General features: G+C 67.7%; 18 protein-coding genes, 1 tRNA gene, 1 other RNA gene and 1 pseudogene. 6 read left to right on the top strand and 15 right to left on the bottom strand.

Annotated features, from left to right (window positions below):
- The first annotated feature begins 86 nt into the window (after positions 1 to 86).
- Positions 87 to 2,534, top strand: a complete 2,448-nt coding sequence (locus AC5RW2_RS20085) for a penicillin acylase family protein (RefSeq protein ID WP_494074364.1) — start codon at positions 87 to 89, stop codon at positions 2,532 to 2,534.
- 54 nt (positions 2,535 to 2,588) lie between these two features.
- On the opposite strand, the pseudogene AC5RW2_RS20080 reads toward AC5RW2_RS20085, so the two are convergent.
- The 4 genes and pseudogenes from AC5RW2_RS20080 to purS form a co-directional block, all read right to left on the bottom strand.
- A pseudogene (locus AC5RW2_RS20080) lies at positions 2,589 to 2,993 on the bottom strand (VOC family protein).
- Between the two features lie 130 nt (positions 2,994 to 3,123).
- Positions 3,124 to 5,538, bottom strand: a complete 2,415-nt coding sequence (purL, locus tag AC5RW2_RS20075; RefSeq protein ID WP_494074363.1) for a phosphoribosylformylglycinamidine synthase subunit PurL — start codon at positions 5,536 to 5,538, stop codon at positions 3,124 to 3,126.
- Complete coding sequence (gene purQ, locus AC5RW2_RS20070; protein WP_493977174.1) at positions 5,539 to 6,321, bottom strand: phosphoribosylformylglycinamidine synthase subunit PurQ; 783 nt, start codon at positions 6,319 to 6,321, stop codon at positions 5,539 to 5,541.
- Entirely contained in the window at positions 6,321 to 6,593 is a 273-nt protein-coding gene (purS, locus tag AC5RW2_RS20065) for a phosphoribosylformylglycinamidine synthase subunit PurS (RefSeq protein WP_494002056.1), read from the bottom strand. The genes purQ and purS overlap by 1 nt, the downstream gene beginning before the upstream one ends.
- Before the next feature lie 223 nt (positions 6,594 to 6,816).
- Between purS and AC5RW2_RS20060 the strand changes: the two genes are divergently transcribed.
- On the top strand, positions 6,817 to 6,987 hold the full coding sequence (locus AC5RW2_RS20060) for a hypothetical protein (RefSeq protein WP_494013269.1): 171 nt from the start codon (positions 6,817 to 6,819) through the stop codon (positions 6,985 to 6,987).
- A gap of 59 nt (positions 6,988 to 7,046) precedes the next feature.
- Here AC5RW2_RS20060 and AC5RW2_RS20055 read toward each other — a convergent pair whose 3' ends face one another.
- Both AC5RW2_RS20055 and AC5RW2_RS20050 read right to left on the bottom strand, forming a co-directional pair.
- On the bottom strand, positions 7,047 to 7,634 hold the full coding sequence (locus AC5RW2_RS20055) for a hypothetical protein (protein WP_494024817.1): 588 nt from the start codon (positions 7,632 to 7,634) through the stop codon (positions 7,047 to 7,049).
- A 2-nt stretch (positions 7,635 to 7,636) separates the two neighbouring features.
- Complete coding sequence (locus tag AC5RW2_RS20050; protein ID WP_494024816.1) at positions 7,637 to 8,677, bottom strand: 3-methyladenine DNA glycosylase; 1,041 nt, start codon at positions 8,675 to 8,677, stop codon at positions 7,637 to 7,639.
- Positions 8,678 to 8,996: 319 nt separating this feature from the next.
- Between AC5RW2_RS20050 and AC5RW2_RS20045 the strand changes: the two genes are divergently transcribed.
- Complete coding sequence (locus AC5RW2_RS20045; protein ID WP_494024815.1) at positions 8,997 to 12,158, top strand: S8 family peptidase; 3,162 nt, start codon at positions 8,997 to 8,999, stop codon at positions 12,156 to 12,158.
- A gap of 113 nt (positions 12,159 to 12,271) precedes the next feature.
- Here the strand turns inward: AC5RW2_RS20045 and AC5RW2_RS20040 are convergent, their stop codons facing one another.
- Positions 12,272 to 12,736 (bottom strand): MarR family winged helix-turn-helix transcriptional regulator, encoded by a 465-nt coding sequence (locus AC5RW2_RS20040; RefSeq protein WP_494024554.1) that lies wholly within the window; start codon positions 12,734 to 12,736, stop codon positions 12,272 to 12,274.
- 91 nt (positions 12,737 to 12,827) lie between these two features.
- Here AC5RW2_RS20040 and AC5RW2_RS20035 point away from each other — a divergent pair, with 91 nt between their 5' ends.
- Together AC5RW2_RS20035 and AC5RW2_RS20030 are read left to right on the top strand one after the other, a co-directional pair.
- Positions 12,828 to 13,040, top strand: coding sequence for a hypothetical protein (locus AC5RW2_RS20035; RefSeq protein WP_494002062.1), 213 nt, complete (start codon positions 12,828 to 12,830; stop codon positions 13,038 to 13,040).
- 74 nt (positions 13,041 to 13,114) lie between these two features.
- On the top strand, positions 13,115 to 13,327 hold the full coding sequence (locus AC5RW2_RS20030) for a hypothetical protein (RefSeq protein WP_494074362.1): 213 nt from the start codon (positions 13,115 to 13,117) through the stop codon (positions 13,325 to 13,327).
- A gap of 114 nt (positions 13,328 to 13,441) precedes the next feature.
- On the opposite strand, the gene AC5RW2_RS20025 is transcribed toward AC5RW2_RS20030, so the two are convergent.
- From AC5RW2_RS20025 to AC5RW2_RS20005, 5 genes are all read right to left on the bottom strand, one after another.
- The gene (locus tag AC5RW2_RS20025; RefSeq protein WP_494002064.1) at positions 13,442 to 14,731 is read right to left on the bottom strand and encodes an aspartate kinase; all 1,290 of its coding nucleotides are present in this window, start codon (positions 14,729 to 14,731) and stop codon (positions 13,442 to 13,444) included.
- A 240-nt stretch (positions 14,732 to 14,971) separates the two neighbouring features.
- Positions 14,972 to 15,568, bottom strand: coding sequence for a recombination mediator RecR (recR, locus tag AC5RW2_RS20020; protein ID WP_494002065.1), 597 nt, complete (start codon positions 15,566 to 15,568; stop codon positions 14,972 to 14,974).
- A gap of 24 nt (positions 15,569 to 15,592) precedes the next feature.
- Complete coding sequence (locus AC5RW2_RS20015) at positions 15,593 to 19,279, bottom strand: DNA polymerase III subunit gamma and tau (protein WP_494024814.1); 3,687 nt, start codon at positions 19,277 to 19,279, stop codon at positions 15,593 to 15,595.
- Positions 19,280 to 19,354: 75 nt separating this feature from the next.
- An RNA gene (gene ffs, locus AC5RW2_RS20010) (signal recognition particle sRNA small type) lies at positions 19,355 to 19,450 on the bottom strand.
- 46 nt (positions 19,451 to 19,496) lie between these two features.
- Positions 19,497 to 20,510, bottom strand: a complete 1,014-nt coding sequence (locus AC5RW2_RS20005; RefSeq protein WP_494024813.1) for a prenyltransferase/squalene oxidase repeat-containing protein — start codon at positions 20,508 to 20,510, stop codon at positions 19,497 to 19,499.
- Between the two features lie 383 nt (positions 20,511 to 20,893).
- On the opposite strand from AC5RW2_RS20005, the gene AC5RW2_RS20000 reads away from it, so the two are divergent.
- Positions 20,894 to 20,981: transfer RNA gene (locus tag AC5RW2_RS20000), tRNA-Ser, on the top strand.
- A gap of 319 nt (positions 20,982 to 21,300) precedes the next feature.
- On the opposite strand, the gene AC5RW2_RS19995 is transcribed toward AC5RW2_RS20000, so the two are convergent.
- The 3 genes from AC5RW2_RS19995 to AC5RW2_RS19985 form a co-directional block, all read right to left on the bottom strand.
- A complete protein-coding gene (locus AC5RW2_RS19995; RefSeq protein ID WP_494074361.1) occupies positions 21,301 to 22,206 on the bottom strand; it encodes an oxygenase MpaB family protein in 906 nt (301 codons plus the stop codon).
- Positions 22,207 to 22,367: 161 nt separating this feature from the next.
- Positions 22,368 to 23,399 carry an isopenicillin N synthase family dioxygenase gene (locus AC5RW2_RS19990; RefSeq protein ID WP_494074360.1) on the bottom strand — a complete coding sequence of 344 codons (1,032 nt, stop codon included), beginning with the start codon at positions 23,397 to 23,399 and terminating at the stop codon, positions 22,368 to 22,370.
- 202 nt (positions 23,400 to 23,601) lie between these two features.
- Positions 23,602 to 24,513: a Cof-type HAD-IIB family hydrolase gene (locus tag AC5RW2_RS19985; RefSeq protein WP_494013260.1), complete on the bottom strand. Its 912-nt coding sequence runs from the start codon at positions 24,511 to 24,513 to the stop codon at positions 23,602 to 23,604.
- Positions 24,514 to 24,585 lie beyond the last annotated feature (72 nt).

Genomic DNA, 24,585 nt, shown 5'->3' with positions numbered 1-24,585 from the left:
CGGAGGGGCTGCCGACGGCATTCGCATGCAGTTCCATCGCAGTTGATTCGACGAGGAGTCAGGTGAAAAAGACGAAACCAGCGCTCATGGCACTCTCATTGGTTCTTTCAGCGGGGTTGGCGGGAGGCCTTGCCGCCCCCGGCGCTACGGCAGCCGACACCACGGACACCGTGCAGCAAAGTAGTGAAAAGGTCCTCGGATCGGGCGCTATCACCGTCAAGCGGGACACCTACGGCGTCCCGCACGTCTACGCGGACAAGACCCGAGATCTGTTCTACGGCTATGGCTATTCAGTTGCTGAGGACCGTATGTTCCAACTGGAAATGGCCAAACGCGCCGTTCTGGGCACCTCTGCCGAAGTGCTGGGCGCGGACTACGTCGAGATCGACAAGCGCTCCCGGGCCTCCTTTGACCCGGAAGCCATCAGGGAGCAGATTGCTGCCCTGCCCGCAGAAGATCGGGACATCCTCGACGGTTACGCGGCCGGTTTCAACAAGCGCATTTCGGAGGTCATGGACAACCCGGGCGCGCTGCTGCCGAAGCAGTTCACCGATTACGGCTTCGAGCCCTCCCGGTGGTCAGGGTACGACGTGGCGATGATCTGGGTCGGCACCATGGCCAACCGATTCTCGGACAGCGCAGGGGAGCTTTCCAGCCTGCAGGTCCTCCAGCAGCTCACCGCCGAACACGGTGCGGAGCAGGGCCAGCTCCTCTTCGATCAGCTGCAGTGGATCGAAGATCCCACCGCCCCCACCACCGTGCCGCGCAAGGATAAAAAGCGACCGAACCAGCTGGCCTCGGACAGCCCCTCCCAGATGGCCAAGCCCAACAAAGTCTCCCAGGATCTGAAGGATGACGGCTTGGAGCGGATGAAGCAGTTCGGCGGCGGCGACTGGCCGAACCTCCAGCCTGAGGCCAGCAATCTCTGGATCGTCGGCGGTAAGAAGAGCAAGGAGAAGGGCTCGGTGCTGCTCAATGGCCCCCAGTTCTCCTGGTTCAACCCCTCCTATGTCTACGGCATCGGCCTGCACGGGGCCGGTTACGATGTGACGGGGAACACACCCTTCGCCCACTCCACCATCCTCTTCGGCACCAACAAGAACATCAGCTGGGGATCCACCGCCGGACCGCTCGACGTCAACGACGTCTACCAAGAGCAGCTGAACCCGGAAAACCCCCACGAGTACAAGTACGACGGCGATTGGGTGCCGATGGATGTCCGCACCGAAAAGATCGAGGTCGCCGGACAGGAACCGATCGAACAGCAGGTTTACTCCACCGTCCACGGTTTCGTGACCAGCTTTGACGAAGCGAACAACACGGCATACTCAAAGAAACGCAGCTGGACCGGTACCGAAATCCAGTCTTTCATGGCTTGGATCAAGATCATGAAGGCCCAAAACTGGGAGGAGTACCTGGCCCAGGCGGAGAAGGTGGGCATTACGATCAACTGGTACTACGCCGACAAGAAAGGCAACATCGGCTACGTATCCCCAGGCAAGCTGCCCATCCGCGCCGAAGGGCACGACCCGCGGCTCCCCGCCGTCGGCGACGGGTCCATGGAGTGGAAGGGCATCAGGGACTTCTCCGAAAACCCCAAGGTTTACAACCCCAAACAGGGCTATATCGTGAACTGGAACAACCAGTCCGGTGCCGGCTTCAACGCAGGCTCAGGAAACTGGTCGCCGGTGGACCGGGTCAACGAGATCATTGAACGGCTTGAGGACCAGCAGAAGTTCACGACCGACGAGATCTGGAACATCAACGAAGAAACCTCGTTTGCGGACCTGAACATCCGCTACTTCCGCCCGTTCCTCGAGGAAGCCGTCAAAACGCTGCCCGCCAAGGATCCCGTAGTCCAGGATGTCCGGCTCCTGACAGGATGGGATGGCCAGCGCCGTGACAGTGACGGCGACGGCAAGCTCGACGGCCCTGAGGCAGCGATCATGGATGCCTGGCTGCCGATCCTGTTCGAGGCGGTGCTCAAGGACGACCTGCCGGCCTCCGTTTTTGCCAGCTACTCGCAGGGCACCGGTCTCGCCCGTCCCGCAAACGGCAGCAAGCTCGTCTACAACGCCCTGTTGGGTAAAGACGCCGGGGTCTTACAGCACGTCGACTTCTTTAATGGCGCGGACAAGAAGCAAGTCTTGCTGGAAACCTACCAGCAGGCGCTGGAGAAGCTCGAGGCCGAACAGGGCACCGACCGCAAGAACTGGACCGCGCCCACGCCCCAGCACGAGTTCTCTTACAAGAACTTTATCGGCGTCCCGCAGGCGAACCCGAACGAGAACCTGACTGGGCCGGACTACATGAACCGCGGCACCCAGAATGACATCGTCTCGCTCTTCGGTTCGCAGGCCGAGATGTGCACGGTAGCCCCGCCCGGCCAAAGCGGCTTCATCGCTCAAGACGGCACCAAGTCCCCGCACTACGCTGATCAACTGCAGATGTACGCGGACTTCGAATGCAAGACGGAAAACCTCTACCCGGAACAGCTCGAAGCCAACCTCGAGAGCGAGAAACTACTGAAGTGACCTGTTCGTAGTCGACAGCAGGCGGCCACCGGCGGTGGCCGCCTGCTGCTTTCCCTATGGGCCTACCGGTTCGTAGCCGACGAGCCAGTGGAGTCCGTAACGATCGATCACCTGGCCATCGGAGGCGCCCCACGGCTTCGGGGCAAGGGGATCGACGACCCGGCCGCCAACGGCGAGCTTGTCGAACCACTCGTGCAGCACCTCAGGCTCGGCCGTCCCCAGCAACGAGAGCATGACGCCCTCGAGCCGGACGGTCTTCTCGCCGGGTGCCGCATCCGATCCGGCCAGGGCGACCACGCCGTTCAGCATTCCGTGGGCTATCTGCCCCGGCGGTCCCGCACTGTTGCCGAAGTCCTAATTGGTGTGCAGGGAAAGCTCTCCGCCAAAGATCTCTGCATAGAAGCCCAGTGCTTCGCGGGCAGTGCCGGGGAAGCTGATATAGATCTGCGGTGCTGTCATGGGCACAGCCTACAGACACGGATTGCCCGCACCGGCGGGTTCCGGTCCTCGGAGATAAGACGAAGAGGGATGTTCCCCGCACCGCGGTGCAGGGAACATCCCTCTTTCGCTCGCCCGTGGGCGGCGGAACCTACCCGAAGTACTTCGGCAGGGTGCCCTCGTGGGCTTCCTTCAGTTCAGCCAGCGGCACGGAGAACTCGCTCTGGAAGTCCAGCGCGCCGTTCTCGGTGTCCACCACGCCGATGCGCATGAACGGGAAGCCCCGCGCGCCGCACATGTCCTTGAAACGGACCTCTTCGCTGCGCGCCACGGACACGACGGCGCGGGCCTGGGACTCGCTGAACAGCAGCGTGAACAGGTCAACGCCGTCACGTTCGCAGACCTCGCCCAGGCCGATCCGGGCACCGACGCCGAAGCGCAGCGCCATCTCGGACAGGGCAGCGGCCAGGCCGCCTTCGGAGAGATCGTGGGCGGCGTCGATCATGCCGTCCCGGGAGGCGTTGATCAGCAGCTCGCCCAGCAGCTTCTCGGCCGCCAGGTCCACGGCCGGGGGCTTGCCGCCCAGGTGCCCGCGCAGGTTGGCCCATTCGGAGCCGTCCAGCTCGTCGCGGGTGGTGCCCATCAGGTAGATGGCCTGGCCGTCCTCGCGCCAGCCCGACGGGGTGCGGCGGCCGACGTCGTCGAGCTTGCCGAGCATCGCCACGACCGGGGTCGGGTGGATCGGGGTGTTGCCGGTCTGGTTGTACAGCGAGACGTTGCCGCCGGTGACCGGGACGCCCAGTTCCATGCAGCCGTCGGAGAGGCCGCGGATTGCTTCGGCCAGCTGCCACATGACGTCCGGGTCCTCCGGCGAACCGAAGTTCAGGCAGTCGGACACCGCCATCGGGATAGCACCCACGGTTGCGACGTTCCGGTAGGCCTCGGCCAGGGCCAGTTGCGCGCCCTGGTAGGGATCCAGGTAGGTGTAGCGGCCGTTGGCGTCGGTGGCCAGGGCAACCCCGAGACCGGTTTCCTCGTCCACCCGGACCACTCCGGCGTCGTCGGGCATGGCCAGTGCGGTATTGCCGCCCACGTAGCGGTCGTACTGGTTGGTCACCCAGTCCTTCGAGCACATGTTCGGGGACGCCATCAGTTCCAGCACGGCTGCCTTGAGGTCTTCGGCGCTGGCCGGGGGGTTGGCGCCGGCGGCGGAGGCGCGGAAGCCGTCTGCCTGAACCCTGTCCTGCCATTCCGGGCGGGCGTAGGGCCGGTTGTAGACCGGGCCGTCGTGGGCGACGGTGCGCGGGTCGACGTCGACGATGGTCTCGCCGTCCCACTTGATGACCAGGCGGCCGGTGTCGGTAACCTCGCCCAGCCAGGAGTATTCCACGGCCCACTTGGCCATGACGGCCTCGAACGCCTCGACGTTCTCGGGCGAGACCACGGCCATCATGCGTTCCTGCGACTCGGACATCAGGATTTCGCCCGGCGTCAGGGTCGGATCGCGCAGCAGCACGGAGGTCAACTCGACGTCCATGCCGCCGTCGCCGTTGGAGGCCAGTTCCGAGGTGGCGCAGGAGATGCCGGCGGCCCCCAGGTCCTGGATGCCCTCGACCAGCGAGCCCTTGAACAGTTCCAGGCAGCACTCGATGAGCACCTTCTCCGAGAACGGGTCGCCGACCTGGACCGCGGGACGCTTGGAGGGCTTGGTGTCGTCGAAGGACTCCGAGGACAGGATGGACGCACCGCCGATGCCGTCGCCGCCGGTGCGCGCGCCGAACAGCACCACCTTGTTGCCCTTGCCGGAGGCGTTGGCCAGCCGGATGTCCTCGTGGCGCATGACGCCCACGGCCAGGGCGTTCACCAGCGGGTTGCCCTGGTAAACGGAGTCGAAGACGACCTCGCCGCCGATATTCGGCAGGCCCAGCGAGTTGCCGTAGCCGCCGATGCCGGCGACCGCACCGTGGACGACGCGGGCGGTGTCCGGGTGGTCGATCGCGCCGAAGCGCAGCGGGTCCATCACGGCCACCGGGCGCGCGCCCATGGAGATGATGTCCCGCACGATGCCGCCGATGCCGGTCGCGGCGCCCTGATACGGCTCGACCATGGTGGGCGAGTTGTGCGACTCGATCTTGAAGGTTACGGCCCAGCCGTCACCCAGGTCCGTCACGCCGGCGTTCTCGCCGATGCCCACCAGCATGTGCTTCTTCATGTCCTCGGTGACCTTGTCGCCGAACTGGCGCAGGTGGACCTTGGAAGACTTGTAGGAGCAGTGCTCGGACCACATCACCGAATACATGGCCAGCTCGGCGGCGGTGGGGCGTCGGCCCAGCACCTTGACTACCTCGTCGAACTCGTTGCGCTTCAATCCCAGCTCGGCCCAAGGCAACTCGGTGTCCGGGTTCTGCGCGGCATGCTCCACGGTGTCGATGTTGAACTGACGCCCCTCGGCGCGTTCGACGGCGTCGGCCGCCCCGCCGTAGCTCTGCACGTGCTCATTGCGTGCCTCGGCCTCGGTTTCCAGCCGGGTATCCACTGTTGCGCTGGTCGGATTGGTCTCGGTCATTTACTTGGCACCTGCCACAATCTTCGTCAAAACGGAGGTGAAAATTCCCAGGCCGTCGGTGCCGCCGCGCAGCTCGACGTCGCCGAAGGCGGAAGAGTCCGGGCCGAAGCCGGCTTCCACGGCGTGTTCGGGGTGCGGCATCAAGCCCACCACGTTGCCCGCGGCGTTGCTGATTCCGGCGATGTCGCGGCGCGACCCGTTCGGGTTGCCGTCCGAGTAGCGGAACACCACGCGGTTCTCGGCTTCCAGCTCGTCCAGGGTCTTCTCGTCGGCGACGTACTGGCCGTCCTGGTTCTTCAGCGGCACCACGATTTCCGCGCCGGCTTCGTACTGGCTGGTCCAGGCCGTGGTGTTGTTCTCCACGCGCAGTCTCTGGTCGCGGCAGAGGAAGTGCAGGTGGTTGTTCTTGATCATGGAGCCGGGCAGCAGGTGTGCCTCGGTCAGCACCTGGAAGCCGTTGCAGATGCCCAGCACCGGCAGCGGATCGTGCTGCGCGTTGGCGGCGTCGGCAATTTGCTCCATCAACGGGGCAAAGCGGGAGATCGCGCCGGCGCGCAGGTAGTCGCCGTAGGAGAAGCCGCCGGGGATGATCACGCCGTCCACGCCCTGCAGGTCATGGTCGCCGTGCCACAGGCTGACCGCTGTGCCGCCGGCAATCCGCACGGCACGGGCCGCGTCGCGGTCGTCGAGCGTGCCGGGGAAGGTGACGACGCCGATGCGCGCGCCCGAAAGGCCTGCGTCCGGTGCGGGCGAGAAGTCGCCGATCAGGGGTGTCTCAGTCATTATTCGCCGGCCCCGATGGTCGCCTCGGTGATGACCTCCACCCGGGTGACGTCTTCGATCACGGGGTTGGAGAGCAGCGTGGCGGCGGCATGCCGGGCCTGTTCCAGGAGTTCCTCGGTCACCTCGCCGTCAACCGTCAGTTCGAAGCGCTTGCCCTGGCGGACTTCGCTGAAGCCGGCCAGGCCCAGGCGGTTCAGCGCGCCGGCAATGGCTTTGCCCTGCGGATCAAGGATTTCGGGCTTTGGCATGACATCAACAACGATCCGGGGCATCCGGCCACTCCTGTGCTTGGATTGTGCTCTTCAAACGAAGCGAGGCGCGCGGAACTCAGTGCAGTGTCAATCCAACAATTGGTGCCGTCTCACGCTGACCCAGCGCTCCGCGAGCTTGCATGACTATTCTACCGGCATCGCGGGGCGCTGATTTTACGGGACGACGACGGCGGATCCCGGCAAAACCGTGCCGTCGGCCAGCGGGGCTCGTAGCATGGGCTTCATGACGGAGAAGCCGCAGTCCATGCTGCTGCCCATCTTGGCCGCCGTCGTGCTGGGCGGCCTCGGGCGGATGGTCATTCGGAAGAAGCGCGACGACCGGCGGACCGCCCGTGCCGCACGCCGGGATCTTGACCGCCGGGTGAGCGAAGTCATGCGCGACGGCCGGCGCTGACCCGGTCGGCCACGGCGGCGCTGCCCCGGTAGGTCACGGCGACTCCGACCAGGTCGGCACTAAACTTCGCCGGCGCGGCCGCCCAGCAGGGCGGCCATGGCGTTCCACTCGGAGATCTTGCACCCGTCGGTGAGGGAGAAGTGCTTGTTCACCTCGCGGCCGTTGAAGGTGCCGGTGACGTGGGCCTGCTGCGGGCCGCCGTATTGCTGGATGCAGAGGCGGTTGGGATCGGGCAGCTCGAAGAAGACCCTGTCCCCGTGCTTGGCCAGCGCCGCGCAAGCACCCTCCGGGTCCCTGACCGTGGAGCCTTCGGCGGGACGGGAATCCCGGCACACCAGCAGTTGCTCAAACCGCGAGGTGCTGTCGGCGGAGGTCAGCATGATGGACAGTTCGGCATCCACGGCCATGCCTTTCTGGTCGTCCGTCGGGGATTCCGACGTCGGGGGTTCCGAGGGAGCGGGTTTCGACGGGGAAGCGGTCCCGCCGTCGCCCGGGGAAGCGGGAACGGCGATGCCGGGGGAAGGCTGCGGCTGGTCGCCCTGGCCGCAGGCCGCCAGCCAGGGCAGGAAGAGCAGGCAGGAAAGGAGCACCGCCGCTTGGCGGCAACCGGCCCGCCGCCGCCCTGGACGCTCCGCCTCAACGGCCATGGTCAGTCCTCCGTTCGAATGTTTCCCGGAACGGAGCGACGCGCGGCCGCACGGTGCGACGACGAGTTCCCCTCCGTCCCGCGGTCCGGCACATTAGGCGCCTCGAGCACATCCAGTGCCTCCAGCACGTCCAGGGCTTCCAGGAGCCGGAGGCGCAGCCCCTGCGCCTCCTCGGCAAACGCCCGCTGGGCCGCCACGTACTGCGCGCGGCCCTCGGTGGTCTCGATCCGGACCGGTTCGTAGCCCCAACCCGAGAGGTCGTAGGGCGAGGCCCGCATGTCCAGCTCGCGGATCCGCCAGGACAGCTCGAAGCAGTCCATCACCAGTTCGCTGGGCAGCGCCGGGGCCAGCTTGTACGCCCACTTGTACAGGTCCATGTTGGCGTGCAGGCAGCCGGGCTGTTCCATCTGTCGCTGGTTTTCCCGGGTGGGCTGCAGCGTGTTCAGCGGTACGGCCTGCGGCGTGTAAAACCGGAAGGCGTCGAAGTGCGAGCAGTTGATCCGGCTGCCCTCCACCACCTGGTCCGTTCCCTCCGCGCCGAGCCGCAGCTCCAGGTAGTCGTGCCGGACGCCGTTGAGCCGTGACTTGTAGGCCATGGCCCACTCGTGCAGCCCGAAGCAGCCGAACCGGGCCGGCCGCGACGCGGCGCCGGCCAGGATTTCCCGCGAAAACGCCACCGCCGTTCCCCGCGCCGCCAGGAAGGCTTTGGCGTCGAAGGTGACGGCACCGGCGTCGTGCCCTACACCCGCGCTGCCGCACTCGGCGGCGGTCAGCGCCCGGTAAAACTTCCACCCGCGGCGCTCGCCGGCGTCGTCGCCGGTCAACACCACGCCAGCGCCGGGATGCCAGCGCGCCAGCTGCCCCGGCTTCAGGCTGTAATACGTGAAGAGGAAGTCTTCCACCGGGTGTTTCAGCCCGGCCGAGCGGCGCTGCAGGTAGGGCTGGGTGAAGCGCTCGGCGCGCTCGCCGTGGGCCCGGGCGCGCGGCAGCCACTGCTCCGGTTCGAGCACCCGGAGCCGGTCGAGGAGAACCTGCGGCGCCATGGTTCCATTGTCCCAGCCGCCGCGTCAGATTGGCACCCGGCTTATAGCACCGCCGGCCCCGGCAGGGAAGTACGCGCAGGGAATTTCCGCGGCGGCGCACCCAAGAAGGGTGAAACGGTTCTTTCAGACCTTCCGGTGCGGTACTTTGATCCCACAGACGCACCAATGTGGCTGTTGTCACAGATGGGGATGGGGCCGGCCTCGCACGCCGGGTAAATCCAATACCCTGCGGCCGCACGGCCTGCAGGATAGGCATTCGGCTGCGTCTGCGGGCCGACCAAAGCGGTCGCGCCCACCGGATGAAAGGCATTTCCTTCTCATGACACAGCAAAGCAGCAGCTTTGTGCACCGGCAGGGATTGCGCTCTGCCGCGGCACTCGCACTGGGGATACCGCTGATCCTCTCCGGGCTCGCCGGCCCGGCGGCGGCCGCACCCGCCGACCTCGCCCGCACCATCACCTCGAATCCGGACGGGCAGCAGGCCGTCTACGAGGACGGCCGCTACATCGTGATGCTCTCCGGCGATCCGCTGGCCACCTATGAGGGCGGCGTGTCCGGCATCGCGGCAACGAAGCCCGCGCCGGGCGAAAAGCTGAACGGAAACAGCGCCCACGCCAAGAAGTACCGGGCACACCTGCAGGAGCAGCAGAACGACGTCGCCGCCTCCCAGGGCGTCAAGATCGGGAAGAGCTTCACGACGGCGGTTAACGGCTTCGCGGCGGAGCTGACCGGGCTGCAGGCGGCCGAGCTGGCCAAGAAGCCGGGCGTGGCGGCGGTAGCTCCGGACGAGCAGCACCACCCGGACTACTCCAGCACCGATTTCCTGGACCTGCCCGGCGGCAACGGCGTCTGGGCCGAACAGTATGGCGGCGCACAGAACGCCGGCAAGGGAACCGTGGTCGGCGTGATCGACACCGGCTACTACCCGGACAGCGACTTCCTGGCCGGCGAGGAGGTCAAGCCGCTGACCGGCAAGGCCAAGGTCGGCGAACCCTACCTGACGCCGGACGGCAAGATCGCCATGCTCAAGGCAGACGGCAGCACCTTCCTGGGCGAATGCCAGCCGGGTCAGGAAGGCTCCGGCTTCGACGGCACCGAATGCAACTCCAAGGTGCTCAGCGCCCGCTACTACGCCGACGACTTCCTGGCCTACGTGCCGCCGGAAGACAGGCACCCGCAGGAGTCCATCTCCCCGCTGGACATCGCCAGCCACGGCACCCACACCGCCACCACGGCCGCCGGCAACAGCGGCGTGACGCAGACCGTTGACGGCCGCGACTTCGGCACCGGCAACGGCGTGGCTCCGGCCGCCAAGGTGGCCGTCTACAAGATCTGCTGGGAGGACAACGACGACGCCACCGGCGGCTGCTACACCTCGGCCTCCGTGTCCGCGATCGAGCAGGCCATCCTCGACGGCGTCGACGTGCTGAACTACTCCATCTCCGGCAACAACAACTCCGTCCTGGACCCGGTGTCGGTGGCGTTCCTGAGCGCGGCCGAAGTGGGCGTTTTCGTTTCCGCCTCCGCCGGCAACGCGGGTCCGGCTCCCGCCACCGTCAACCACAGCGCGCCCTGGGTGACCACGGTGGCCGCCAGCACGTTCTCCAACGAACTGCAGGGCACCGTGGAACTCTCCGACGGCACCAAGTACCGCGGCACGTCCATCATGAACCGCGAGGTTCCGCAGACGGCGCTGATCCTTTCCGCGCAGGCCGGTGCGGCCGGCGCCACCGGTGACGAGGCACGCTTGTGCTACCCCGGCAAGCTCGATCCGGCCAAGGTCGAAGGCAAGATCGTCATCTGCGACCGCGGCGTGATCGCCCGCGCGGACAAATCGGTCGCCGTCGAGCAGGCCGGCGGTGTCGGCATGGTGCTCGTCAACGTGACACCAGGGTCGCTCGACCTGGACCTGCACGCCGTCCCCACCGTGCACATCGACGACCCGTCCATCAAGGACAAGGTCGCCGCGGACCCGTCGCTGACCGCGGCGCTGCGCGACCGTGACACCACGGGGCTGCCGCAGAGCCCGGTCCCGCAGGTCGCCGAGTTCTCCTCGCGCGGTCCGTCCACGGCGGTGGACTCGAACCTGCTGAAGCCGGACGTCGCGGCCCCCGGCGTGAACGTGCTCGCCGGAGTTTCCCCGGTGGTTGGCGGCGAGACCAGCGGCTTCATGTCCGGCACCTCGATGGCCGCGCCGCACGTGGCAGGCCTCGGCGCGCTGCTGCTGGCCAAGAACCCCAAGTGGTCCCCGGCCACCGTGAAGTCGGCGATGATGACCACCGCCGGCGACCTGGTCACCGAGGACGGCTCGGTGAACGAAGACCGCTTCGCCACCGGCGCCGGCCACGTGGATACCGCCCGGATGGGCGATCCCGGCCTGGCCTACGACGCCGATATCAACGACTGGCTCGGCTTCATCCAGGGCACAGGCCTGGACCTGGGCCTGAAGAAGCGGGACACCGTCGAGTCCAAGGACATCAACGTGCCGTCGTTCGCCCTCGGGAAGCTGGCCGGCAAGGTCACCGTGGAGCGCACGCTCACCGCCCTAAAGCCCGGCACCTACTCGGCGGACGTGGACCTGCCGGGCGTGAACGTGAAGGTCTCGCCCGCCAAGCTGACCTTCAAGAAGGCCGGCCAGGAACGCACGTTCAAGGTCACCTTCGAGAACGCGGATGCCCCGCTGGATCAGTTCACCATGGGTGAGCTGGTCTGGACGGAAGAGGGCAAGGGCGCCGGCGGGCAGCACTCGGTTGCGTCGCCCATCGCCGTCCGGCCGGTCACCGCGGTGGCCCCTGCCAGCGTGGCGTTCGCTTCCGACGGCGGCGACGGCACCGGCACGATCGAGGTCACCTCGGGCACCAACTCGCCGATCGACCTCGCGGTCGAGGGCCTGGCCAAGGCCAACGCCACCGCGGTAGAGAAGGTCCCCGGCCAGCCCGCCGTGATCGGTTCCAACGGCAGCACCGGATACGCGCCGCAGGCGGTCCCGGCAGGAGCCACGCTGGCGCAGTTCTCCATCACCGCGGCCGACCCGGGGGCAGACTGGGATCTGTATGTCTACACCCCCGCCGGTACCGTGATCTCGGCGGCCACGGCGTCGGCGAGCGAGTCCCTGGCCATCAACAATCCGGCCCCGGGCACCTACTACGCCATCGCGCACCTGTACAGCAGCCCGGACGGCAAGGCCAGCAAGGGGACCATCGACACGGTGGCGCTGAGCGGTGACGCCGGCAACCTGGCGGTCAGCCCGGATCCGCTGCAGCTGGCCAACGGCGAGACCGGCACGGTAACCGCCACCTGGTCCGGCCTGGCGGCCGGCAGCTGGGTAGGCCTGGTCAAGTTCGGCGACGGCGCGGCCACGGCGGTGACGGTCAACGTCTCGGGCAACGGCGCCGCGGCGCAGGCGCCGGCAGCTGAAGGTACGGCCGTGATAGTCGACGGCAGTGCCTCGGAGCAGCCCGGGCAGCGCTCCGGCCGCTAACGGCGCCGGCGGTCCCGGCCGCTGACAGCACCTGAACAAGCGGGAGGGTGGCCGGTGGATACAACCACCGGCCACCCTCCCGCCGCATCTTCCGGCAGCTCCGTGCGTCGGCGCTAGTCCTTGGCTTCCCGTGCGGCCTTGATCAGCGCATGCATCGAGGCGTTCAGTTCGCGCAACTGCTCGCGTTCAAGCCCCAGGCGCGCCAGCATGGTTCCGGGCACGGCCAGTGCCTCCTCCCGCAGCGCCTGGCCGGCAGCGGTCAGCCCCACGGCCAGCGCCCGCTCGTTGCCTTCCACCCGCTCCCGGGTCACCAGGCCGGCCTGCTCCAGCCGCTTGAGCATGGGGGACAGGGTGGCGGGTTCCTGCTGCAGCGCCTCGGACAGGTCCTTGACCATCCGCGGGCTCTGCTCCCAGAGGGCGAGCATCATCAGGTATTGCGGATGCGTGAGGCCCAGCTTCTCCAGCACCGGCTTGTAGGAGGCCACCACGCTGCGCGACGCCACCGACAGCGCAAAGCACAACTGGTGCTCCAGCAGCAGGTCGTCCGTCGTCCCCGCCGTCGCTGTCACGGCCACCACTCTCCATCAGTTCGTGTGCTAATTGTTCGTGCCCTATTATGGGGTTGAATGCCCGCAGAGTCTACCGGGCACCGGAAGAAGGATCACGCCCATGACCGAGAAGAAGTCCCGCGTCAACGCGTTCATGCGGGCCACCGGCAAGTTCCGCATCGTCTTCGGCCCGGCCCAGAAAAGCGGCGTCGACCATCCCATGACCGAGGAGAACAAGGCCCTGCTCCAGCAGCGCGAGGCCGAAGCGTCGCAGTGGGAAACGGTCACCCGGGCGGACGGCAGCACCTACATCGTGCCGAAGAAGCCGGCCTAGCCCCGCCCTGTTCTTCCGTACCGGGCCTCGTTAAACTGATGCCACGGATTCTTCTGAGCAAGAAGGTGATTCAGATGGCTGGAAATCGGCGTTTCATGGACCGCTTTATGCGAGCCACGGAGAAGGCGGCGAAGGTCTGGGGCCCTGCCGATCGGATCGAGGCCGACTCCCCGGTGGTGCACCGGCACGACGCGGCGGAGAAAGCGGCGGAGGAACAGCTGGCCGAGATCGAAGTGGAGCGCGGTCCCGGCCACGCCTACGCCTACCGCAAGCCGCGCAAGGCCTAACACGCGACAAGGCCGCGCAGGGCCCGGCACATGAGCAGGCCGCGCAAGGCCTGACACACGGAGAGGGGCTGTCAGCCAACTGCTGACAGCCCCTCTCCGGTTCGGCCTGCGGCGTCAGCGGCCGGTGCCGCCGTAAACCGTGGCTTCCTCATCGGTGTCCAGGTCGAATGCCGCGTGGACCGCGCGGACCGCCGTGTCCAGCAGATCGGCGTGCGTGACAATCGAGATGCGGATCTCGGAGGTGGAGATCATGTCCACGTTCACGCCGGCCTTGTGCAGGGCTTCGAAGAACTTGTAGGAGACGCCGGGATTGGAGCGCATGCCCGCCCCGATCAGCGAGAGCTTTCCGACGTTTTCGTTGTAGAGAATGCCCTCGAAGCCCACCACGTCCTGGGCCGCGTTGAGTGCCTCCAGGGCTTCCTTGCCCTCCACCATGGGCAGCGTGAAGGAGATGTCCGTCTTGCCGGTCCCGCGGGTGGAGATGTTCTGCACGATCATGTCAATGTTTGAGTGCGCGCCGGCGACGATGCCGAAGATCTCCGCGGCCTTGCCGGGGATGTCGGGCACGCCCAGGATGGTGACCTTGGCTTCGGAGCGGTCGTGGGCAACGCCGGAGATGATGGGCTGTTCCAAGGGTTCTCCCTCTTGAATCTTGATCTTGTCGTCGGGGTTGGGCAGTACCCAGGTTCCCTCGTTCGTGCTGAAGGACGAGCGCACGTGCAGCTTCACGCCGAAGCGGCGGGCGTACTCGACGCAGCGCAGGTGCAGGATCTTCGAGCCGGAGGCCGCCATTTCCAGCATCTCCTCGCTGGAGATGGCGTCGATCTTGCGGGCGGTGTGCACCACCCGCGGATCGGCGGTGTAGATGCCGTCCACGTCAGTGTAGATCTCGCAGACGTCGGCGCCCAGTGCCGCCGCCAGCGCCACCGCGGTGGTGTCCGAACCGCCGCGGCCCAGCGTGGTGATGTCGTTGCTCTCCCGGCTGATGCCCTGGAAGCCGGCGACAATGGCGATCTCGCCCTTTTCGATGGTCGTCATCACCCGGTGCGGCGAGACGTCGATAATCCGCGCCCTGCCGTGGATGGCGTCGGTGACCATGCCGGCCTGGCTGCCGGTGAAGGACTGGGCCCTGGAGCCGAATTCCTGGATGGCCATGGCCAGCAGCGACATCGAGATGCGTTCGCCGGCGGACAACAGCATGTCCATTTCGCGGGCACTGCTGCTGCTGGAGGAGACCTGGTTGGCCAGATCCAGCAGTTCGTCGGTGGTGTCTCCCATGGCGGACACGACGACGACAACCTGGTTGCCGGCGGCCTGGGTGTCGACCACGCGTTGTGCCACGCGTTTGATCCCCTCCGCGTCCGATACTGAGGAACCGCCAAACTTCTGCACTATCAGGCTCATGTGTTCTCTAAACAACTCCTGGGTTGGGGCCCGGACCGCGGCCGCCAGGGCGCGCATGCGGGCTCATGGATTTGCTGCCACGCATCCCGGCTGCGCACCGCGCGGCAACCGCCATTCTAGCGCCGTAGTGGTGAGGGCGGAGAATGCGGCGGGCAGTATGACCGGCCAGGGTAATAACGACGACGGTGCCGGGCCAGGCGCCCGACGCCGCCACTCACGCGTGGCTGGGCCGCCGGTTTGCTACGTGAGCATGCGGCGGCCTTCAAAGGCGCGGCCCAGCGTAACTTCGTCCGCGTACTCGAGGTCGCCTCCCACCGGCAGGCCGGACGCCAACCGGCTGACGGGAATGCCGATGGTCTTGAGCATCCGGCCCAGGTAGGTCGCCGTCGCCTCGCCTTCAAGGTTCGGATCGGTGGCGATGATGATTTCCTCGATCTGTCCGTCCGAGAGGCGGCCGAGCAGCTCGCGGATGCGCAGTTGCTCCGGACCGACGCCGCCGATCGGATTGATGGCGCCGCCGAGCACGTGGTAGCGGCCCTTGAAGGACCGGGTGCGCTCGATCGCTATGACGTCCTTGGACTCTTCCACCACGCAGATGGCCGTCGGATCCCGGCGCGGGTCGCGGCAAATGTTGCAGGTGTCCTGTTCGGAGACGTTCCCGCAGATGGAGCAGAACTTCACCCGCTCCTTGACGTGGGTAACGGCGTCAACGAGCCGCTTCATGTCGGCCGGATCGGACTCCAAGATGTGGAACGCGATGCGTTGGGCGGACTTCGGGCCGATTCCAGGCAAGCGGCCGAGCTCGTCAATCAGCTCCTGGACAGCACCTTCGTACACTGAACCTTCAATCTCCGCGAACGGTTAGGAACCGTCGAGGCTTCGTTCTTCGATCAGGCGTCCCCCGAGGAGCCTTTCAATGGCAGCGCGGCCCACCAGTCCGGAATCTTCGATGGCCTCGTCGTCTTCGCTGGGGATGTCCTCGACGTACTTCAAGTTTAGGTCACGGGCTGCCGGGGACGGCGCCGCGGCGGCCGATGTCGCCCGTGTGGCCTTCGCCTGATCCAGCAACTGCTGGTAGCGGCTGCGCTTTTGCCCGGGCATTTGCCGGTCCGGCGTCGTTTCCCATTCCTCGGCGGGTGGTTCATCGTTCGCGTACGGGATGTCGTCGTACGGAGAAGCCTGTGCCGGGGAGGAGGGGGCGGGAGTGCTTGGTGGTGCCGACAGGGCGCCGGCGGGCTTGCTGTTCGGTGGGGCGGCAGCCCCGGGGATCTCCCCTGCTGGAGAGGCAGGAGCTGCAGGAGCTGCTGGAGCTGCGGGGGCGGGGAAGCCGGCCAGCGCCGAGCCGGAGTGGTTCGAGGCCGATGGCGCACCGGCAGCGACGGGGACAGCGGTTGGAGCCCCCGGGGCCGCCATCCGCTCGGCCAGCTTCGCAAACACCGGCTTCTCCCCTGGCAGGGCAGGCGGCCGCTGGCCGTTGCCGGAGGCGCTGTTCGGCGATTCGGCCGACGGCGCTGACGCCGCGGTGGCCCCGGAGAAACCGCTGGGGGCTGATGCTCCTGACGCGGCGGAGGTAGCGCTGGGTGCGGAGGCGGCTGTGGGCGCCGAGAGGCTTGAGCCCGCGGACGGACTGCTGGAAGCTGAGGTGGCGCTGAGCGCCGACAGGCTTGAGTCCGCGGACATGCCGCTGGGGGCGGAGGCGGCTGTGGGTGCCGACAAGCTTGAGCCTGCGGACACCCCGCTTGTGGCTGAAAGGCCGGTGGACGCGGAGACCCCGCTGGGGGCAGACGGACCGGAAACGGCCGAGGCAGGGGATACGCCGGATCCCCCCGACATCCCAAGACCACCGGGGAAGCCGGACGTTGCGAAGCCAGCCGACATCGCCGACCCGGCCGGTTCGGCCGGGGCAGCCGGCGTCGCCGGTTCAGCAGAAGACGGAGAAGGCGCCGAGCCCGAGCCGGCCATCCCGGCTGCGGCCTGTGCCGACTGCCGATGATCAGATTGCCCAACAACCGGTCCCGAAACCGGTGCGGGCGCACCTACCGTAGCGGTGTTGGCGGGCCAACCTCCGTCTGCCGGCTGCGGCCGGCTAGTAGGTACTTTTGGGTTTGACTCACCCGCTGTCACCGACGCGTCTTCGACGGTTTGAATCTGCAAGTCGATCCCGAGCACTTGCTGGATGGCCTGGCGCACGTTGTCCGCGTGGTCGCCGTTGTTAAAGTTGGTGGCGGACCCCTGGTTCTTGAAGCCGAGCGTCAGCGCCGTGCCGTCGAGGCTGAGCGGCGAGGCATTCGTGCTGACGTTCATCCACGTCACCTTGCGGATGCCGCTGAGCGTGTTCAGGATCTCCGGCCAGGCGCGGCGGATCATCTCGATCTGCCCGGACGCCTGCGGGCCGGGCTGGCCCTGGCGCGGAGCCTGCGCCCGTGGCGCGGCCTGTTCCGGGCGCGCGGGAGACTGTTGTGCCGAAGCCTGCGCCTGCGGTGCAACCGGTTCCGGTCGTGCCGGCGGCTGGTGGGCCGGGGCCGGGACCTGAGCCTGTGGCGCAACCGGTTCCGGGCGTGCCGGAGCCTGCGCCTGTGGTGCAACGGGATCCGGTTGTGCCGGAGCCTGCGGTGCTGCCTGCGCCTGCCGCTGCGGTCCGCGCTGCTGCGCCGGGGGCTGGCCCTGTGCCTGCGACCGCTCGTTGGCTGCCGCTACCGGCGCCGCCGTGTTCCGGGGAGATTGAGCCGGCTGACCCGATCCACGGGCCTGGTCTCCGGCCGGCGGGGCGGGGCGCTGGGCTTCGGGTGCCGGAGCCGGCTCCGGCATGGCGCCCCAGGTGCCACCCCAGTCGGCCGCGCTTTCGCCGGAGGAGCCGGCAGCAGCGTTCTGCTGGCCGGCCGCATCGGAGGGGACCTGCACACCGGCGTCCTGCCTGCCGCCGTCTCGCGGATTCCCGAACACCGACGACGGGACGGTCGGACGGCTGGAATCGTTGGCGGATGCCGGAGCCGAAGGCGGCTGGGCGGAAGACGCCTGGGCCTCGGCTGCGGCCGCGGCGCCGTTCCCATCCGGAGATCCGGAGGATGCCGCCGTCGCAGGTGCCGTACCCCCGGAGCCAGCGGGAGCTCCGCCGTCGTGCTGTTGGGCAGGCTGGCCTGAAGTTTGGGGGTTGTTGGCGGCGGGGGCGGCGGGACCCTGCTGGTCTTCGCGGGGCCAGTCGGTGGTGCTCACCCGCGGGGGAGTGAGGCGCTCGGCGTCCGGGCGGGCGGGCTCGGCCTTCTGTGCGTTGGCTCCCCGGAGCGCGGCGCGCGCGGCTTCGGGCCCGGAGAGCGGGGGCTCCGCGGCGGCATGCACGGCGGGCGCCTGCGGCTGGCCGGCTGCCGGTGCGGAAACCGGGGCCCCACCGTAGCTGAGCCGGCGCTCGATCCGGTCCACCCGAGCCGCGACGCCCTGCTCGCCCTGGTCTGCGGCGGGCAGCAGGATCCGCGCGCACAGCAGTTCAAGGTGCAGGCGCGGGGAGGTGGCGCCGGTCATTTCGGTCAGCGCCTGGTTGGTGATGTCCGCGGCCCGGGAGAGCTCGGACGCGCCCAGCTGGTTGGCCTGGGTCTGCATCCGGGCGATCTGGTCCTCCGGGACGCCGCGCAGGATGGCGTGGGCGCTTTCCGGCATGGCGCGCACGATGATCAGGTCGCGGAAGCGCTCGAGCAGGTCCTCGACGAAGCGGCGCGGATCGTGGCCGGTCTGCACCACGCGGTCCACCGCGCTGAACACGGTGGACGCGTCGCCCGCGGCGAAGGCGTCGACGACGTCGTCCAGCAGGGAGGCGTGCGTGTAGCCGAGCAGGGAAACGGCCAGTTCGTAGTCCAGCCCGTCGGGTCCGGCGCCGGCCATCAGTTGGTCCAGCACGGAGAGCGAGTCGCGGACCGAACCGCCGCCCGCCCGGATCACGAGCGAGAGGACGCCCGGGGCCACCGGAACGTTCTCCTGCCGGCACAGCAGTTCCAGGTACTGCATCAGCGGTTCCGGCGGGACCAGCCGGAAAGGATAGTGGTGGGTCCGGGAGCGGATGGTGCCGATGACCTTGTCCGGCTCGGTCGTGGCGAAGATGAACTTGATGTGTTCCGGCGGCTCTTCGACGATCTTGAGCAGGGCGTTGAAGCCGGCAGACGTGACCATGTGGGCCTCGTCGATGATGAAGATCTTGTAGCGGTCGCGCACCGGGGCGAAGGTGGCCCGCTCGCGCAGGTCGCGGGCGTCGTCCACGCCGCCGTGGGATGCGGCGTCGATCTCGATGACGTCGAGGCTGCCGGGTCCGCCGCGGCCGAGCTCGACGCAGGAGTCACAGGTGCCGCAAGGGGTGGGGGTGGGGCCCTCCGCGCAGTTCAGGCAGCGGGCCAGGATGCGGGCCGAGGTGGTCTTGCCGCAGCCGCGCGGGCCGGAGAACAGGTACGCGTGGTTGACGCGGTTCTTCTGCAGCGCCGCCATCAGCGGATGGGTGACGTGTTCCTGCCCGATAACGTCCGCGAAAGTGTCCGGGCGGTAGCGACGGTAAAGGGCTGTACTCACGATCAAACCCTATCGGTTGAAACTGGGCCGGTGCACGCCGGAGCGGCCGGGCTGGGGATAGGCAGCATGGGGGTAAGTAAAGACCCCTCATGCACCTGACAGAGCCCGCTTACCCTTGCTACCTTCCGGTCCTGGGGGAGTTCACAGGATGACACCGCATGAGGGGCCGACGAACAGTCTACCTGACGTCGGACGGCGGCCCGAAATCAGGCGCCCGTCACCCGTCGGGGGTCGTCGGGGAGCCGGCGGCGGCGTCGGGAACGGCGTCGGGAGCATCCCACCAGCGCAGCACGCGGGAGCACCGCAGCGTGGCCCAGCGGCCGATGTCCTCTGCCGTCCAGCGGAACCACATCCGCCCCGGATACGGGCGGTACCCGCCCCAGTTGCCCGGGCTGCGCCGTCCGTGGGCCACTACATTGATGGCGGGCGACATCCGGTCGTCGTGCGGGCAGCCCTCGGCGCGAAAGTACTCCAGGCCGCGCAGGATGTCGTAGTGCCACTGCGGCGGGAACCGGAACTGGGACAGCGAGGGATGCGCCACGGCCCCGGTCCGGTGTGACCGGTAAAGCGAATGCATCAGCAGGAATTCGCGGCCGCGTGCCTCGGCGACCTCCACCTTGATCGCACCGCCGCTGTGCCGGTAGGCAGCCAGCGCCTCCAACGTGCTGATGGTGGTGTGGAACGAGGCGTGCTTGGTCGGCGAGCTGTGGGGCTCGCAGTTCCAACCGCCGTCGTCCAGTTCCTCGGCCAGCAGCCACGACACTGCCTTGTCGATCCGTGGATCGCCGCCGAGTCGCTGGCCCAGCTCGGAGCCGACCAGCACAGCCATGGCCGTGACGCAGTTCTCGGCCCGGTCCTGGTGCCGGCCGTAGGTCAGCCCGCCGTCGAAGTACTCTGCCCCGTCCAGCAGCCTCCGACAGCCGGCCACGGCCTGCGGGTGCCCCGGGGCGAGTCCGAGCCAATGCAGCAGCAGCAGGGTGAACATGGTGGAGGTCCATTTGGGGTTGTAGAGGCCGCCGCCCCAGCTGCCGTCCGAATCCTGCGCCTCGAGCAGCAGGGCACCCCAGCCGGAGTCGGCGATTTGGGCTTGCGCGGCCGCCACTTCGCCTCCGGGCGCGTCGCAGAGATCACGCAGGGTCTGGAACCGGATTGACGCATCCCCGGCCAGCAGCCAGTCCACAATGCGTGCCGGTGGCACGCTGCCTACCGCTGACTCTGTACCGGTGGCCATGTTGTTTAGTCCCCTTAGAAAAGGGGCTGCCCCCAGCCCCTCACCTCACCCATGGCGTAAGTTTGCCACTGCCGGTCGCAGCCTTCCAGAGCTAAACGGCGGCGGTACCCGCACGGTCTCGGATTCAATTTTTGGGCCCGTGCTGAAGGGGTGGCGGCCGTCTCCGGAGGAGGCCAGGTCGCCCAACCTCAGGCCCCTTAGAGGCTTGGGTTGAGGTACATGGACTCCCGGATTCGGCCCCCTGGATTCCCGCACCCCAGACACCTTGGAGTCCTCGGCCCCAGCTTTCTGGACTCCCGCGCCCAGTTCCCTGCACTCCTGCCGATTCGGCACATGGGGCCGCTTTCGGGTACTCTGGTATCTGCTCTTGTGAGCAAGCATCTGGAGGATTCGCCTAGCGGCCTATGGCGCACGCCTGGAACGCGTGTTGGGTTCACGCCCTCGGGGGTTCAAATCCCCCATCCTCCGCCAGACCCAGCGGCCCCATCTGCACTGCAGACCGGGGCCGCTGGCGTTAAAGCGCAAGGCCCGTTGCCGAGGCGCAGCGCAAGGCCCGTTGCCGAGGCGCAGCGCAAGGTCGGTCGCGGAGGCGCAGCGCAAGGCCGGTCGTTGAGGGGCAGCGCGCGGCCGGACGAGGGGGTTCTTACCGGCGAGCCAGCCGCGGATCCGGCTGCTTCTGTCCATGTTCAGCCATAACTGTCCATCTTTTGGCGAATCACAGGCCCCTGACCTGCGGCTTTGCCCCAGGGTCGTTTTAAACGTGGACAGTTGCGTCCCGTGACGCGCGCCGTCAAGCCTGCTGCCCGAGCCGGGCGAGTCGGCGGCGGGCAGCGGCTTCGCTCGGCCCGGTCTTGCTCAGCCCCAGCCGGACGACGCCTAGGACGATCCGGGTGGCGGACTTTATGAGGATCCGCAGCGGCAGGGGAGTGGTCGGGCGCAGCCCCAGCAGGCGGCGGTGCTCCTCGGGAAGCGTTTCGACGGCGGCGGCGAACAGGATGTGGTAACCCAGCCGTTGCGAGCGGGGCAGCGGCGGCCGCCTGACAAACGCGACCGTCTCCTCCATGGTGGGCGACGCGGCTAGCTCCGGGGCGAAGCCGGCCAGTTGAGCGCGCAGTTCCGCATAAGTGCGGGGCGGGTCCGAGACCTGCATGAGCTCGCCGGCCTTGGCCCATTCGGCCACATAGCGGTCCGGACCACCCGGCAACCGGCGGCCGTAGGCCAAATGCGCGGTGACGAAGGCGTCGGTGAAGGTCAGATGCACCCACCGCAACAGGTGGGGGTCGTTGGCAAAGTACGGTTGCTGCCCGCCGGAGGAGTCGGTGTAGGTTCCGCGGACGCGTTCATGCAGGCGCAGGACGTGGTCGCAGGCGGACCGCGCCGCCGCGGTGTCGCCGTAAGTGACTGTGAAGATCCACCGGATGGTATTAGCCAGGCGCCGCAGCGGATCATCCCGGTAGGCGGAGAAGTCATGCACGCCGGCCAGCGCGCCGGGATGCAGCGTCTGGGTGAGCAGCGAACGGATGCCGGCGACCAGAGTATGCATCGAGCCGTGAACCGCCCAGACGGCCGAATCGGGCGCGAAGTAGCCCGCGTCGTCGCCGTTCTCCAGGTCCAGCTCCCACTGCGGGATCGTGTCGCTCTGCCCGGAAAATGTGCCCCGCAGTTCTTCGCGCCAGCGGGTCAGGATGTTGCCCACACAGCCATTATGGGCGAGCGGGAACGGCCGCGCATCGGGTGGGAAAGCCTCTACCGAGAAGAATGGTGTGTGCGACGCCGAGCGCCGCACACACCATCGAAGGCCAGGAGGCCAGGAGTCCCGGCCAGGAGGCTCAGCCCCGTCCCGGCGACCTGCCGCGCCTACTTCTTGGCGAGCAGCTCCGGATAGAACTTCTCGGTCACGTCCGGGTGGGCGCGCAGTCGGCCCTTGAGCATGTTGGCGCCGAAGCTAGAGAGCATCGGGTTGGTGGGGTCGTCAGTGCGGCCGCGGGACTCGGCCTTGAGCTCGTCCGGCAGCGGGACCGGGTCGATCACGGCATCCAGGCGCGGCGACCAGAAGAACGGCACCGAGTAGCGGTCCACGCCGGGCGGCGGAGCCTGCACGCGGTGGACGGTGGCGGTGATGTAGCCGTCGGTGGCGACCTCGAGCATTTCGCCCAGGTTCACCACCAGGGCACCCTCGATCGGCTCGACCGGCAGCCACTCATCGGACTCCGGCGGCCGCACCTCGAGCCCGCCCACCATGTCCTGCAGCAGCAGGGTGACGAAGCCGTAGTCGGCGTGCACGCCCACGCCCTGGTCGCCGGCTTCCTCCACCACGCCGCCCACGTAGTGCACCAGCTTGCCCATCCAGTGCGGGGTGCCGGCGAACGGCTCGTCGAAGTAGTCTTCCGGCAGGCCCAGCCCGACGCCGATGGCCGAGAGCAGGTCATGGCCCACCGTGGACATCAGCTCGGCCCAGGCCATGGCCTTCTCGCGCAGGTCCGGCTGCACGGCGTCCGGCCACTGGTTCGGACCGCGGAGCAGCCAGTACTTCTGGTCCTCGGGGTAGTCGGTGACCGGCTCGCTCTCGGGCGAGTAGTCCAGCTGCTCGCGGGCATCGGCGCGGCCCTGGGTCCGCTCGGTGCCCATGCGGGTGTAGCCGCGGAAATGCGGGGAGTTTCGGTTGTCCAGCTTCAACCGCTCTTCCAGCGGCAGGTCAAAGAAGCACTTCATCGCGTCGAAGAGCTCCGCCACCTGGCCCTCGGCGGCGCCGTAACCGGTGATCTGGAAGAATCCGACGCGGTGCGCGGCGTCGCGCAACTGGTCGATGAAGACCGGGTTGAAGCTGCCGTCCGCAAGGCGGGCGGTGCTCATGTCGAGTACTGGAATGCTCCCCTGAAGTGCGTTCATGGAAGGCAGACTAGCACCGGGCCTGGAGTCAATTGTTACGGACGTTACGTTTTGCTGCGAAGGCAGAGTTTCTCTTGACTCGCGAAGGGAATCGGCGTGGAATGGGCCCCGTATTTCGCCGTGTTACGGCCCGACGGCGGGCGCGGCCGACTAGGAAGACCCTCGGGCCGGCTCGTAAAGCCCCTACGCCGCCCGGCAAGCCCTACAACGTCTGCGCGATCGCCGCCCACGTCCGCAGGAACGCCGCGCCGGCCTCTTCGTGCACGGCCCTCGGGAAACCGAGGTGGGCCGCGGTCAGCACCGGGTACGGCTTCTGCGGGACCCCGTCGTCGGGGCGCACGTCCACGTGCAGCACCGCGTGCCCGTTGTGGTGCAGCAGGTCGGACATCGCATAGTCGGTGCGCGAATCGCCCATCGTGCGCCACGCGTGCGGCACCACGCCGTCCGCGGCCAGCATTTCCAGCGCCCGCTCGGCGCCCAGGTCCTTGCCCAGCTGCACCGACTCGATGTCGGTGGCAATGATGTTTGGGTCCACCCGGTAGTCGATTTGGTCGTCGCTGTCCGGCAGGTGCTGGTCCAGGCGCGTGGCACCCATGCCGAACCGGGACATCAAAGCCAGCACCTCGGCGTCGAACTTTTCCTGCACCTGGCGGTACTCCCGGTTCTCCGTTCCCACCACCTGCTCCACGGAGACCATGGCGCGCTTGGTTTCGTCGAAGAACATGTGGCTGGAATAGCCGGAGCGGACCAGCTCGCGCACCTCGGCGGCGAACTCCTGCGGCGGTGCCAGCGCATGGTCCACATGGATCGTGCCCGGGCCGGCCGCGGTGAAGCTGAACCAGACGGCGCCCTTTTCGCACACCGCATAGCAACGCACCTCCGGCGGCATCCCGGCGGCCAGCATCGGCTCCATCACCTGCTCTTTGATGAACTGGTCCGACCGTCCGGTGTTGAACACGATCGGCCAGCCGCGTTTGGCCATCACGAGCAACGAGTGGATGATCTCCGCCGGCACGGTCCGTGTCACCGTCGATGAAAGCGGGCCGTCGACGTCCAGCAGCAGGCCGATGGGCGGCTGCTCCGGGCGGGCAGGGAGACCGGCTGTGAGGCTCATGGTCCCAGTATGACGGGACGGCACGGCCGTTCGCATCCCACCAGTTTTTCCCAAGCCCGCCCGGCAAGGATG

The sequence above is a fragment of the Arthrobacter sp. B0316-1-20 genome (assembly GCF_059091865.1).
Note: the sequence above shows the minus strand (reverse complement) of the source record. Positions and strands in the feature narration are given on the sequence as shown.

Excerpts from the sequence above, each read along its gene's own strand:
- AC5RW2_RS20085 (WP_494074364.1), top strand. The coding sequence starts at position 87 with ATGGCACTCTCATTGGTTCTTTCAGCGGGGTTGGCGGGAGGCCTTGCC.
- purL (WP_494074363.1), bottom strand. The coding sequence starts at position 5,538 with ATGACCGAGACCAATCCGACCAGCGCAACAGTGGATACCCGGCTGGAA.
- purQ (WP_493977174.1), bottom strand. The coding sequence starts at position 6,321 with ATGACTGAGACACCCCTGATCGGCGACTTCTCGCCCGCACCGGACGCA.
- purS (WP_494002056.1), bottom strand. The coding sequence starts at position 6,593 with ATGCCCCGGATCGTTGTTGATGTCATGCCAAAGCCCGAAATCCTTGAT.
- AC5RW2_RS20060 (WP_494013269.1), top strand. The coding sequence starts at position 6,817 with ATGACGGAGAAGCCGCAGTCCATGCTGCTGCCCATCTTGGCCGCCGTC.
- AC5RW2_RS20055 (WP_494024817.1), bottom strand. The coding sequence starts at position 7,634 with ATGGCCGTTGAGGCGGAGCGTCCAGGGCGGCGGCGGGCCGGTTGCCGC.
- AC5RW2_RS20050 (WP_494024816.1), bottom strand. The coding sequence starts at position 8,677 with ATGGCGCCGCAGGTTCTCCTCGACCGGCTCCGGGTGCTCGAACCGGAG.
- AC5RW2_RS20045 (WP_494024815.1), top strand. The coding sequence starts at position 8,997 with ATGACACAGCAAAGCAGCAGCTTTGTGCACCGGCAGGGATTGCGCTCT.
- AC5RW2_RS20035 (WP_494002062.1), top strand. The coding sequence starts at position 12,828 with ATGACCGAGAAGAAGTCCCGCGTCAACGCGTTCATGCGGGCCACCGGC.
- AC5RW2_RS20030 (WP_494074362.1), top strand. The coding sequence starts at position 13,115 with ATGGCTGGAAATCGGCGTTTCATGGACCGCTTTATGCGAGCCACGGAG.
- AC5RW2_RS20025 (WP_494002064.1), bottom strand. The coding sequence starts at position 14,731 with ATGAGCCTGATAGTGCAGAAGTTTGGCGGTTCCTCAGTATCGGACGCG.
- AC5RW2_RS20005 (WP_494024813.1), bottom strand. The coding sequence starts at position 20,510 with ATGGCCACCGGTACAGAGTCAGCGGTAGGCAGCGTGCCACCGGCACGC.
- AC5RW2_RS19990 (WP_494074360.1), bottom strand. The coding sequence starts at position 23,399 with ATGAACGCACTTCAGGGGAGCATTCCAGTACTCGACATGAGCACCGCC.
- AC5RW2_RS19985 (WP_494013260.1), bottom strand. The coding sequence starts at position 24,513 with ATGAGCCTCACAGCCGGTCTCCCTGCCCGCCCGGAGCAGCCGCCCATC.